An 11,631-nucleotide genomic window follows, 5' to 3' on the forward strand; every position below is an offset into this window, starting at 1 on the left:
AGACAACCGCCCCGATAACCCAGTGTCAAGGAGCCGATGATGGAACTGCGCGACCACCCCTCCCTCAGTCAGAGACCCCATGCCAGCCAACCGGATCCCACCCCGGCCAGGCTGTTGATGCCCTGGTACCAGCAGCACCGGGATCTGGGCTGGGAACCCCTTGCGCAGCATCATGAGGATCCCCTCCCCGGCCGGCATTGACAGGCTCAGGGCTGCACCGCCTCGATGGCCTCTGACTTGCCCTCTAACTGGGGCAGGCTGAAACGGTAGGCCACGTAGTATTTGTAGATGGTGCCAACGTAGTTGATGGGCCCCTGGCCCACGTCGTTGGCCACCAGCTGCTCCACATTGCCGAACCAGACGTTCGGATCCAGCCCCTTGTCGGCCGCCTTGGCCTGCAATGCCTGGACCCGGTTCGGACCCGCATTATAGGCGGCCAGGGCGAACAGATGGCGATTGAGCCTGTCCATCCCGGGATCATTGAAGTAGGTGTCCAGGATGAGCCGCATGTAGCGACAGGCCGCCTCCACATTGCCCTCCAGACTGGTGAGTCTGGCGCCTCGGATCCCCACCTCCTTGCCGGTACTCGGCAGCAGTTGCATGATGCCGACGGCCCCCCGGTGAGAGCCGACATTGGGATTGAGCCCCGACTCCTTGTAAGCCAGCGCGGCCAGCATCAGCCAGTCCAGCTGATACTTGTCCGCCTGGGCCTCCAGTACCTTGCGAATGGTCGACAGTCGCCCCAGCGGGTCCGGTGCCAGTATGTTGCTCATGCGATCGCTCTGCGCCAGCAGGCGGCGCAATGTCATGTCACTGTAGAGGGTCCGCTTGCTCGACTCCGAGATGTAGGCGTTCACCGCCTTGAGCAGCTCCGGGCTGTTGTTGCGCAGGGCCCAGGCGCTTCGCCCCTTGTCCCGCAGCGGAATCAGCCTGTGGGCCTTGAGGCCGCCAATCATGTCGAGCCAGATCCGCCCCTTGAAGCTGTCGGTGACCGTCAGCGGAATGATCCCGGCTGACACCATCTCCAGCAGGTCCCCGTCCTGCAGGTATTCGGGAACCGTCTCGATGTAGACCGGGGGCAACCCCAGCTCCCGAAACAGCCAGTTGAGCTGGTGCAGACTCTCGAAATAACTGGAGCTGGCGCGCACCCAGATCCGCCGGCCGGACAGCTGGGTGATGCGATTGAAGGCAGGGAGCTCCCGCTGGCTCACCACCCACTCCTCTATGGGGGCGATCAGCGGCTGGGAGAAGGTCACCTGCTCGCGCCGGGTGGGGGTGACCGTCAGGTTGGCGGCCACCAGATCCCCGCGCCCCTCGGCCAGATAGTCCAGCAGCTTGTCCTGGCGCACCGGGATATAAATGATCTTGAGCTTGAGCTTCTCCTTGGCCAGGTAGGTCTGGTTCAACCAGCGCTCGAATCCCTGAAGCTGATTGACCAGGATGCCGTACTGGGCTCCCTTGTCGAAAAAGAAAAACCCCCGCTCATAGACCACCAGGGCCCTGAGCTCTTTTTTTTGCAGGATGTGTTCGAGATCACCGGCCTGGGGCAGCAACTGCGGCTTGAGATCCGCCGCCAGCAGAGGGAGAGAGCAGAGAGCCAGCAGGGCCCAGATCCATCGCCGCATCATGATGTAACCACCTCGCTGTGGGCCGGTGCGCACCGTCGGGTCTGTCAGAGAAGGCGCCTGCGCCAAGTCATGGGGCGTCGCGGGATCTTCTGCCGATCGGCGCATGCCGGACGGAAAACGGATCGTCCGTGGGATAACTCACTATACAACGCAAAGGGAGGGAAAAAGCGAGGGGCAGAGCAAGACGGCAGGCAAGCCTGCCGTGTCATCACGATCTCAGAGGGAGCGGGCGCGCATCTCGAAGATCAGCTTCTCGGCGGTGCAGGTGAATTGCAGGCGGGCCTTCAGGATCACGCCATCCGGGCCCCGGCTCAGCTCGCTGCTGCTTTTGGCTTCGGCAGTGACCTGCTTGGCCAGCGCCTCGTAAGCCGCAAATTTCTCGCGGGCGTCGGCTTCTGCAGCAGCCTCGATCACCAGCTCCATGACGTCGTCACCTTCGCCGATGATGGTGCCAATTTCGGCGAAACAGCCGCAACTGTCACAGGTCTCGTTCAGTTCCACTTTCTCGTCTACAGACATACGTTCACTCCTACTTATTCCGGATATTGTCATCGTCGCGCAAGGCGTTGCGAAAATCCCTGATGGCAGTGCCCAGATCCTCACCGGCGCCAGCCAGGCGTTTGCTGCCAAACACCACGACGACGACCACGAGCAGGATCAGCAGATGCCAGATATGAATGCCACCCAGTCCCATAGGGAGACTCCTGACTGTTAGATACCTGGAGGTTGTATCAAAAGAAAGCGTATCGATTGTTGGGCAAAATCAAGGCAGGTGCAAGTTGGCGAAAAAATCGCGCAAAAACGGCGACGAGGCGCAAAAAAAATACGGCGACCATGGGCCGCCGTATGAGTCGGTGCTACTTGTCCCCTCAACCGCTACATCCTGTACCAGCCGCCACCAGGGCGAGAGACCCGTCGAGCATAGGATCGCCAAGATATGAAAACAAATGGTATATATTCATCTAGGAATTGAAGAGGATTCATATCATGTTGCTGGAACAGCTTGCACGCATAGACCTTAATTTGTTGATAATCCTGCAAGTCTTGCTGGAAGAGCGCAACGGCAGCCGGGCTGCACGCCGTTTGCACCTGAGCCAGTCCGCCGTCAGCAAGGCCCTCGGGCGGTTGCGGGAGACCTTTGACGATCCCCTGTTCGTGCGCTCGGCCTACGGGATGGATCCCACTCCGCGCGCCCTGGATCTCCAGCAGCAACTACAACCCATACTGCTCTCCCTGGACAACCTGATCCAGCCGCCGGACTTCGATCCCGCCAGCACGGAGCGGGAGTTCGTCATTGCCAGCATGGACAGCGCCTTCACCCTGTTTGCCCCCCTCTACCTGAGCGAACTGAAGCGTCAGGCTCCTGGCATCCGCCTGCGCTACGAGGAGTGGACCGAGCACAGCCTGACCGAGATGAGCCAGGGCCAGGTGGATATCGCCTTCACGGTGCGGGAGAACTGCATCAATTCGGATTTTCGCCTCGACACCCTGCCCAACGCCATCTGCCAGCGGTTGCTCACCATCGACGATCTCACCTGCCTAGTGCAGCGGGATCACCCTGCCTTGCAGGAGCCCGAGTGGGATCTCGCCCGTTACCTCGCCTACCCCCACGTGCAGACCTACTGCGAGGGGCGGGATCGCTGGATGCTGGATCACAAGCTGGCGGAGCAGGATCTCTATCGCCGGATCGAGGCGACCGTGCCCTCCTTCGAGGCGGCCCTGCGCATGGGCATGCACTCGGACATGATAGTGACCCTCTCCCGCCTCTATGCCCGCCACGCGACCCAGGTCTATCCCCTGGTGCCGCTGCCGCTGCCCATCGCCCTGGACAGCATCTCTCACCTGCTCATCTGGCATCAGCGCCACGAGGAGGATCCGGGCCATCGCTGGCTGCGGGAGACCCTGCTCGCCCTCATCATGGGCAAGCTGGAAACCTCGGCGGATGGCCCTGCCGCTGCCGCCTGACGCGCAAAAAAACGGGGCTCAAGAAGCCCCGTTTCACGTTGACATCAGCATTCGCCCCGTCAGTTCTGACCCGTCACCGCCAGATAGTGGTGTACCCCGTCCAGCAGCATCTGCACCGAGATCATCACCAGCAGCATGCCCATCAGCCGCTCCACCGCGGTGAGTCCTCGCTCACCCAGCAGCTTGTTGAACAGCTCGTAGAACATCAGGATCACGGCGCTGGCCCCCCAGGCCATCAGCAGGGCCAATGACCAGTCCACCATCCGGGTCGGCTCCTGGTTGGCCAGAAGCAGCAGGGAAGCCAGGATGGAGGGGCCCGCAATCATGGGGATGGCCATGGGCACCAGGAAGGGCTCCTCCCCCGCCGCCAGCCCGGTCACGCCACCGGGGCTCGGGAAGATCATCTTGATGGCGATGAGGAAGAGGATGATGCCCCCCGCGATGCTGACCGCCTCCTGACGCAGGTTGAGGAAGCTCAGGATCTGCTGACCGGCGAACAGGAAGCCCATCATGATCACCAGTGAAAACAACAGCTCCCGCAGCATTACCTTGCGTCGACGCTTGGGGTCGACATGGCGCAGGATGGAGAGGAAGACCGGCAGGTTGCCCAGCGGATCCATGATCAGAAACAGCATGACGGCAGCGGAGAATGTGTCCATAGAGCGCCCGGGCAGAACCTTTCAACAAGAGGGGAAGGAGGGCGAAATATAACAAAGGTGGCGGGATTCGGCGAGCGCCCCACCGCGCTCGCCGCTGGCGATCATCCGTGGTTGCAGATCTTGTCGGCGCGGGTCTGGAACCCTGACTCCGAGTCGATGAACTTGCCGCGCCTGGCCAGGAAGTCGATCAGGACGTCAGCATCCATCTCGCTGGCGCTGCAGGTGTGGAACCGGGCCTCGGCACCGAAGCGCGAGGCGATCGCCGCCCTGAGGCTGGCCCGGGTAAACGGACTCTCCTGCTCCAGCATCATCTCCATCACTTCGTGACCGTGTATCGATTGGGACATCTCGAACCTCTTTAATCATCATGTCAGATGACAATTAAAGCCCGAAGCCCGGAGAGGGTTCTTGATATAGGCCAACAAAACGCCTTTTTTAACGCCAGCGGGCTGGTCGTGAGCGCCGCTTTGTCGATAATGTGGCAACCTGACGGGGGGATGGCTACACTGTCGCCCCTTTTTGCCACCGCAGACAGAAAATAAGGACATTGGCGTCATGCTGTTCCATGGATTGGTCTTCAAACCCTGGCGGATCTGGACCCGTCGCCCGCTCTGGTTGAAGACCCTGCTCGGCATGCTGACCGGGATAGGTCTGGGGCTCTGCTTCAGCGAGCAGGCCCTGCTGCTCAAGCCCATCGGCGTCCTGTTCGTCAACACCATCCAGATGCTGATGGTGCCCCTCATCTTCTGTTCCGTCCTGGCAGGCCTCACTGCCCTGCTCAAGGGCAAGCGGCTCGACCGCATCGCCGGCAAGGCCATCGGCTTCTATCTCTGCTCCACCGCCGTCGCCATCTGCATCGGCCTGATGATGGGCTGGCTGCTGGAACCGGGCATGGGCGCCAATATGGGTCCTTATGAACGGGGCGCCATGGCGCAGCAACCTACCCTGGCCAGCGTGCTGAGCCACCTGGTGCCGCGCAACCCGGTGCAGGCCATGGGCGATGGCAAGATATTGCAGGTGATCGTGTTCGCCGTGGCCCTCGCTCTCGCCCTCAACGCCACCGGGCGACGCGGCCGCCCCGCCATCCTGTTCTTTACCTCTCTGGCGGAGGGCATGTTCAAGCTGACCCAGATGGTGATGGCCCTGGCCCCCTATGGCGTCTGCGCCCTGATGGCCTGGATGACCGGCAAGTACGGCGTCAGCCTGCTGTTGCCGCTGCTCAAGGTGATCGGCGCCGTCTACCTCGGCTGCCTGCTCCACGTGCTCGGCGTCTACAGCAGCCTGCTGCTCCTGATGGCGCGCCTCAACCCGTTGCACTACTTCAAGAGCATCGTCGATGCCCAGGCGGTGGCCTTCACCAGCAGTTCAAGCAGCAGCACTCTGCCCATCAGCCTGGCCTGCGCCGAACGCAGGCTCGGGGTCTCCCCCGCCATCACCGCCAAGGTGCTGCCCATCGGCGCCACCATCAACATGGATGGCACCGCCCTCTATCAGGGGGTCACCGCCCTGTTCGTGGCCCAGGCCTTCGGGGTGGATCTGCATCTGGTGGACTACCTGACCATCATCAGCATCGTCACGCTGGCCAGCATCGGCACGGCGGGCACACCCGGTACCGGGCTGATGCTGCTGACCCTGACCCTCACTGCCGTGGGACTGCCGCTGGAAGGGGTGGCGCTCATCGCCGGCATAGACCGGATCCTCGACATGGCGCGCACCACGGTCAACGTCTCCGGCGACATCCTGGTCTCCGTGCTCATCGCCCGCAGCGAGAAGGAGCTGGATCTCGCCACCTACCACGATGCCCATGCGGGGGATGACATCGACTTCACCCTGCGCTGAGGGCGCGAGGGGCGTTCAATGATCCTGGGGATCGTGATGGCAGCGCCAGCAGATATCGAAGTTGGCGCCGTTCTCCTCCCCGCACTGGCCGCACAGCCAGCCGTTGCCCTGGCGCTGCTGGTAGCGCTCGATGATCCGGCCCGCCCGCTGACGATCCCGCTCGTTCACCATCAGGGTCACTTGCAGCAGATCCACCGGCAGCTCCCCGAGCGCGCCGGAGAGCCCTTCGCCGCTGAGGCGCACCCTGACTCCCTCTACCTCCAAGGCCCCTTTCAGGGCATGCGCCTCCAGGGAGTGAGAGGCGCGATACAAGTTAATCCACTGATCCATACGTTGTCCTCGAAACCCTTGCCAGTGCCGTCATCACCAGCACTACCATCATTCCAGGGCGAGCATCTTCCGGGAGTGCGATGCCCGATACAGATTCATCCACCGCTCCATACGTTGTCCTCGAAACCCTTGCCAGTGCCATCATCACCAGCACTACCATCATTCCAGGGCGAGCATCTTCCGGGAGTGAGATGCCCGATACAGATTCATCCACCGCTCCATACGTTGTCCTCGAAACCCTTACAGCAGCTTGTCGATACCGTAAGCCGGGCCGTTGGCCACCAGAAAATCGATGAATGCCCTCAGCTTGCGCGGCATCAGGCGCCGCTCGGGAAACAGCAGGTAGATGGGCACCCTGGGTTGCTGCCACTCCGGCAGCAAGGAGACCAGCGTCCCGTTCACCAGCTCATCATGGCACAGCATGGCGGGCAGGGAAGCCAGCCCCAGCCCCGCCTTCGCCGCCTCCCTGGCACAGGTGATGTTGTTGACCTGGAAGCGGGACGGGGGATCCACCAGCACTTCGCGATCATCCAGCTCGAAACACCAGTGCGAGGCGAGGAACCCCGTGCTGACCGCGATCCGCTCGTGATGCACCAGATCGGCGGGCCTCTGGATCACCGGGTGGCGCGCCAGATAGTCCGGGCTGGCGCACAGCAGCCGCTCGGTGCTCCAGAGACGCCGCGCCGCCAGGTTGGAGTCGCTCATGTCGCCGACCCTCACGATGGCATCCAGCCCCTCGCAGATGGGATCCACGATGCGGTTGGTCAGCTCCAGCTCCACCTTCATGCCCGGATAGGCTTGCAGGAAGTTCGCCACCAGCCTGCCCACCACCAGCTGTCCCGTCTCGATGGGCACCGCCAGCTTGAGGGTCCCTGTCACCTCCTGCTGGCTGGCACTGAGCATCAGTTCGGCCTGGGCCAGCTCCTCCACCGCCTTGCTGCAGCGTAGATAATATTGTTCACCGGCTTCCGTCAGGGTGAGCTGCCGGGTGGAGCGATAGAGCAACCGCGCGCCGAGACGCTGCTCCAGCTCGGCAATGCGGCGGCTCACCGTCGCCTTGGTCATGCCCAGCTCCTGGGCAGCGGCGGTAAAGGAGCCCTTGTCGACGATACGAACGAGGATTAAGGCAGCATTCAGGTCCATTGTTTCACCAGTGAAACTGTATATCTCATGAATGGATACTAATCGAAACAGTTGCACGATGTTAGCCTGCCCGCCACAGTTCAGGAAAACCAATATCATGAGTCAACACAAGAAGATCCCCCTGCTGGCCGCCCTGGTGCTGGCCCTGCTCGGCCTGCTGTTTGCCGGTTACTGGTATCTGCATGGCCGCTACTTCGAGAGCACCGACAACGCCTACCTGCAAAGCGAGGTGACCGGCATCGGTTCCAAGCTCTCCGGCTACATCAGCGAAGTACTGGTGACCGACAACCAGGCGGTGAAGGCCGGCCAGCTCATCGCCCGGCTCGACGACCGCGAATACAGGACCAAGGTGGCGGAGGCCGAGGCCGATCTGCACCTCAACCAGGCGACGGCGGATAACCTCGCCGCCACCCGTATCCAGCAGTTGAGCCTCATCCGCCAGGCCGAGGCAAAAGTCAGCTCGGCCAATGCCGAACAGGTCCGGGCCCAGCAGCAGGTGCGCCGGGTCAGCCAGCTCAATGAGCGTCACTACAGCTCCCAGGACAGCCTGGACGAGGTGCGGGCCGGCCTGCAGGTCAACCAGGCCCAGGCACTGGAGGCCAAAGCCGCCCTGCAGGCCGCCCGCGAGCGGCTGTTGGTGCTGGATGCCGAAGCCAAGCAGAACCAGGCCAGGCTGGCATTGAGCGAGGCCCAGCTTGAACAAGCCAGGCTGGAACTCGGCTACACCGAGCTGCGAGCCCCGGCTGACGGCATCATCGGCAAGCGCAGCCTGCGGGAAGGGCTCTACGTCCAGTCCGGTATGCAGGTGGCCAGCCTGGTGCCCCTGAGCCAGGTGTGGGTCGAGGCCAACTTCAAAGAGACCCAGTTGCAGCACATGCAGCCGGGCCAGAAGGTGGAGGTGATCCTGGATGCCTATCCGGATCAACCGGTCGAGGGGATCATCGACAGCCTCTCTCCGGCCACCGGCGCCAAGTTCGCCCTGCTGCCGCCGGAGAACGCCACCGGCAACTTCACCAAAATCGTGCAGCGGGTACCGGTCAAGATCCGCATCCCGGATCCGGGCTCCCTCGCGGGCAAGCTGCTGCCCGGCCTCTCCACCGAGGTGATCGTCGACACCCGCACCCCTGATCCCGTGGTGGCCGCCCACTGATGGACGCCATACCACGCCGCAACTGGATCGCGGTCATGGGGGGCCTCATCGGCGCCTTCATGGCCATCCTCGACATCCAGATCACCAACGCCTCCCTGAAAGACATTCAGGGGGCACTCTCGGCCACCCTGAGCGAGAGCTCCTGGATCTCCACCTCCTATCTGGTGGCGGAGATGATCGCCATTCCGCTGAGCGGCTGGCTGAGCCGGGGACTGAGCGTGCGGCGCTACCTGCTGTGGACCACGGGCGCCTTCATCGTCGCCTCCGTGCTCTGCTCGTTCAGCTGGAACCTCACCAGCATGATCGTCTTTCGGGCGCTGCAGGGCTTCACCGGCGGGGCGCTGATCCCCATGGCCTTCTCCCTCATCGTCAGCCTGCTGCCGCTGCACAAGCGGGCCACCGGCATGGCGCTGTTCGGCCTGTGCGCCACCTTCGCCCCCGCCATCGGCCCGACCCTGGGGGGCTGGCTGACGGAGCAGATGTCCTGGCACTACATCTTCTATCTGAACGTGCCGCCCGGCCTGCTGGTGATGGCCATGCTGGCCCACGGGCTGGACAGGAAGCCGGTGGACTGGGAGGTGATCAAGCGGGTGGATCTCATCGGTATCCTCACCATGGCGGTGGGTCTCGGCCTGTTGGAAGTGGTGCTGGAAGAGGGCAACCGGGAGGACTGGTTCGGCTCGAGCTTCATCGTGCGGCTCACCGTCATCTCGGTGGTGGCCCTGGTGTTCTTCGTCATCAGCCAGTTGCTGCGCCGCCACCCCCTGGTCAACCTGCGGCTGCTGCACAACCCGCGCTTCGCCCTGGCCTGCTTCGCCTACCTGGTGCTCGGCATGGGGTTGATGGGCTCCATCTATGTGCTGCCCCTCTACATGACCCAGATCCACAATTACAACGCCCTGGAAATCGGTGAGGTGCTGATGTGGATGGGGTTGCCCCAGTTGCTGGTGCTCCCCCTGGTGCCCAAGCTGACCCACAAGATAGATCCGCGCTATCTGGTGAGCTTCGGTTTTCTGGTCTTCGCCATCAGCTGCTTCATGAACGTGAACATGAACGCCGACTACGCCGGGCCCCAGCTGATCCAGTCCCTCATCGTGCGGGCCCTGGGGCAGCCCTTCATCATGGTGCCCCTCTCCCTGGTGGCGACCGCCAGCCTGACGCCGGACGAGATCCCCTCCTCCTCGACCCTGCTCAACGTGCTGCGCAACCTGGGGGGCGCCTTCGGCATCGCCATCATCGCCACCCTGATCGACAACGACACCCGGACTCATGTCAGCCAGATCGGCAGCACCCTGGCCGCCACCAGCATCGAGGGGCAGGCCTATCTGATGCAGCTGGCCCAGACCATGATGGCCCAGGGAGCCGGGCCGGAGCAGGCCCAGTTGCAGGCCCGGGCCATGCTGTCGAACACCATCAGCCGCGAGGCGGCCATCATGGCCTACAACCAGGTGTTCTACGTGATGGGTATCTTCCTGCTCGTCGCCAGCGCTCTGATGCTGCTGCTCAAGCAGCCGGCCCCGAGGGCCCCTGACGCAGAACCGGTCGAGGCGTGAAAGGTGGGGATCACATAGCAAAACGGGCCAGAAGGCCCGTTTTTCATGGCTGCCCGCTGGTCAGCCCGCCAGGGAGGCGGCGATCAGGAATTGGGCCGCGAAGTAGCTGCTCATGATCCAGGCCGTGGCATGGGGGAAGGGGCGGCGGAATCTGTCCAGCGCCAGCATGCTGTCGGAGAAGAGGAACATCAGCGCCCCCACCAGGGCGGCGGCGCTGCCGGCAGTGAGAGAGGCATGCCAGGCACCGGCAGCCACCCAGGCCATGGCGATGATCACCAGCATGTAGCAGAAGACGGGGATCCTCATCTCGCCGAGCTGGCCCCACAGGAGCCCGAACACCATGCCGGCCACCAACAGAAGCAGCAGGCCGTCCACCAGCTTGAGCACCAGGGGCCCCTGGGCGAAACCGACGATGTAGCAGAGGTGAGCGACAAAAAATGCCGCCAGCCCCTGGATGAAGCGATCCCGTGGCAGCATCAGCAGCACGTCCCCCGCCAGCGACAGGCAGAGACCGAGCAGGATCCAGGCGTGGGAGCCGTTGTGATCGTCGCCCTGGTAGCCAAACGCCAGGGCGATGATGAACAGCATGGTCAGGGGTTTGCTGATGTAGAACTGACGGGAGTCTGAGCCGTAAGCCGCGCGGATGTGCCACCAGCCCGATGCGATGATCAAGAAACTCAATAACATGCCCTGCTCCTCACCGGCTGCTCGCCCTGGGGCGGCAACCTCTTTAGTGCCCGCAAGAGTAGCAAATTCCCCCGGCCAGTGGCAGAGGCTGAAGCAGATGGCTCCCTACACCTAAAGTCTAATTGCCCCCATCCCCGCCCTCGGGCATAAGAGACAGCTCTGGAGGATCACCATGGAAGATGCTATGACCAACTACCTGCCCGCTATCGATATCATGATGTGCCATCTTGGCATCAGCTTTGAACAGGCCTGCGAGCAGCTTGGCCTCAGCCCGCAGGAGCAGCAGACCCTCGACCAACTGCAAAAACAGAAGCAGACCCAGTCCAACTGATGCCCTGGACTGATGACCCGAAGCGGCCGGCATCACAGTCCAGCATAAAAAACGGCGCCCGAAGGCGTAATGCCGATCAGTTAAGGATCCATTGACCGATCCTCAGGCTGTGTAAGAATCCGAAACTCCTTGTTGGGTTTCGGATTTTTTTATGCGTATCGACCAAGCTCTCGACTTCATTCACGCCTGTCCTCCCGGAAAGTTTGAGTCCCTGTCTGACCTGCTGTCACCTGAACTGGTGCAGGCTTGCTTGGCCGAGACGGGCTCCGTCTCCTTGCGCCGACGGCGCATGCCCATGGAGCGGGTGCTATGGGCCATTATCGGGATGTCCTTGTTTCGTCATGTC

General features: G+C 62.6%; 15 protein-coding genes. 7 read left to right on the forward strand and 8 right to left on the reverse strand.

All coding sequences use genetic code 11. From position 1 onward, the window contains the following. Nucleotides 1–39: 39 nt before the first annotated feature. On the forward strand, nt 40–201 hold the full coding sequence (locus AB5Y50_RS10440; RefSeq protein WP_174217471.1) for a hypothetical protein: 162 nt from the start codon (nt 40–42) through the stop codon (nt 199–201). Nucleotides 202–206: 5 nt separating this feature from the next. On the opposite strand, the gene AB5Y50_RS10445 is transcribed toward AB5Y50_RS10440, so the two are convergent. The 3 genes from AB5Y50_RS10445 to tatA form a co-directional block, all read right to left on the reverse strand. Then, a complete protein-coding gene (locus tag AB5Y50_RS10445) occupies nt 207–1,628 on the reverse strand; it encodes a lytic transglycosylase F (RefSeq protein WP_010672594.1) in 1,422 nt (473 codons plus the stop codon). A gap of 216 nt (nt 1,629–1,844) precedes the next feature. After that, the gene (locus AB5Y50_RS10450) at nt 1,845–2,147 is read right to left on the reverse strand and encodes a YfcZ/YiiS family protein (RefSeq protein ID WP_010672593.1); all 303 of its coding nucleotides are present in this window, start codon (nt 2,145–2,147) and stop codon (nt 1,845–1,847) included. Between the two features lie 10 nt (nt 2,148–2,157). Then, complete coding sequence (gene tatA, locus AB5Y50_RS10455) at nt 2,158–2,322, reverse strand: twin-arginine translocase TatA/TatE family subunit (protein WP_010672592.1); 165 nt, start codon at nt 2,320–2,322, stop codon at nt 2,158–2,160. A 293-nt stretch (nt 2,323–2,615) separates the two neighbouring features. Here tatA and AB5Y50_RS10460 point away from each other — a divergent pair, with 293 nt between their 5' ends. Continuing rightward, nucleotides 2,616–3,593, forward strand: a complete 978-nt coding sequence (locus tag AB5Y50_RS10460) for a LysR substrate-binding domain-containing protein (RefSeq protein ID WP_010672591.1) — start codon at nt 2,616–2,618, stop codon at nt 3,591–3,593. Between the two features lie 59 nt (nt 3,594–3,652). Here AB5Y50_RS10460 and AB5Y50_RS10465 read toward each other — a convergent pair whose 3' ends face one another. Then, nucleotides 3,653–4,252: a YhgN family NAAT transporter gene (locus AB5Y50_RS10465; RefSeq protein ID WP_010672590.1), complete on the reverse strand. Its 600-nt coding sequence runs from the start codon at nt 4,250–4,252 to the stop codon at nt 3,653–3,655. 101 nt (nt 4,253–4,353) lie between these two features. Beyond that, nucleotides 4,354–4,599 carry a YecH family metal-binding protein gene (locus AB5Y50_RS10470; RefSeq protein ID WP_103261582.1) on the reverse strand — a complete coding sequence of 82 codons (246 nt, stop codon included), beginning with the start codon at nt 4,597–4,599 and terminating at the stop codon, nt 4,354–4,356. A 208-nt stretch (nt 4,600–4,807) separates the two neighbouring features. On the opposite strand from AB5Y50_RS10470, the gene AB5Y50_RS10475 reads away from it, so the two are divergent. Then, nucleotides 4,808–6,091, forward strand: coding sequence for a dicarboxylate/amino acid:cation symporter (locus tag AB5Y50_RS10475; protein ID WP_041214291.1), 1,284 nt, complete (start codon nt 4,808–4,810; stop codon nt 6,089–6,091). Nucleotides 6,092–6,106: 15 nt separating this feature from the next. Here AB5Y50_RS10475 and AB5Y50_RS10480 read toward each other — a convergent pair whose 3' ends face one another. Continuing rightward, entirely contained in the window at nt 6,107–6,421 is a 315-nt protein-coding gene (locus AB5Y50_RS10480) for a DUF2007 domain-containing protein (RefSeq protein WP_010672587.1), read from the reverse strand. A 240-nt stretch (nt 6,422–6,661) separates the two neighbouring features. After that, on the reverse strand, nt 6,662–7,564 hold the full coding sequence (locus AB5Y50_RS10485; RefSeq protein ID WP_069785472.1) for a LysR family transcriptional regulator: 903 nt from the start codon (nt 7,562–7,564) through the stop codon (nt 6,662–6,664). 97 nt (nt 7,565–7,661) lie between these two features. Between AB5Y50_RS10485 and AB5Y50_RS10490 the strand changes: the two genes are divergently transcribed. Both AB5Y50_RS10490 and AB5Y50_RS10495 read left to right on the forward strand, forming a co-directional pair. Continuing rightward, entirely contained in the window at nt 7,662–8,714 is a 1,053-nt protein-coding gene (locus AB5Y50_RS10490) for an HlyD family secretion protein (RefSeq protein WP_043154430.1), read from the forward strand. Then, nucleotides 8,714–10,267 (forward strand): DHA2 family efflux MFS transporter permease subunit, encoded by a 1,554-nt coding sequence (locus AB5Y50_RS10495; RefSeq protein WP_042864576.1) that lies wholly within the window; start codon nt 8,714–8,716, stop codon nt 10,265–10,267. Before AB5Y50_RS10490 ends, AB5Y50_RS10495 begins: the two co-directional genes overlap by 1 nt. Nucleotides 10,268–10,327: 60 nt before the next feature. On the opposite strand, the gene AB5Y50_RS10500 is transcribed toward AB5Y50_RS10495, so the two are convergent. Next, nucleotides 10,328–10,954: a lysoplasmalogenase gene (locus AB5Y50_RS10500; RefSeq protein WP_039040401.1), complete on the reverse strand. Its 627-nt coding sequence runs from the start codon at nt 10,952–10,954 to the stop codon at nt 10,328–10,330. Nucleotides 10,955–11,126: 172 nt separating this feature from the next. Here AB5Y50_RS10500 and AB5Y50_RS10505 point away from each other — a divergent pair, with 172 nt between their 5' ends. Next, the gene (locus tag AB5Y50_RS10505) at nt 11,127–11,285 is read left to right on the forward strand and encodes a hypothetical protein (RefSeq protein WP_005332188.1); all 159 of its coding nucleotides are present in this window, start codon (nt 11,127–11,129) and stop codon (nt 11,283–11,285) included. Between the two features lie 151 nt (nt 11,286–11,436). Further along, a partial coding sequence (locus tag AB5Y50_RS10510; protein WP_368162519.1) for a transposase domain-containing protein occupies nt 11,437–11,631 on the forward strand: 195 nt, incomplete at its 3' end.

The sequence above is a fragment of the Aeromonas sp. s6 genome, assembly GCF_040907815.1.
Lineage (GTDB): Bacteria > Pseudomonadota > Gammaproteobacteria > Enterobacterales > Aeromonadaceae > Aeromonas > Aeromonas caviae.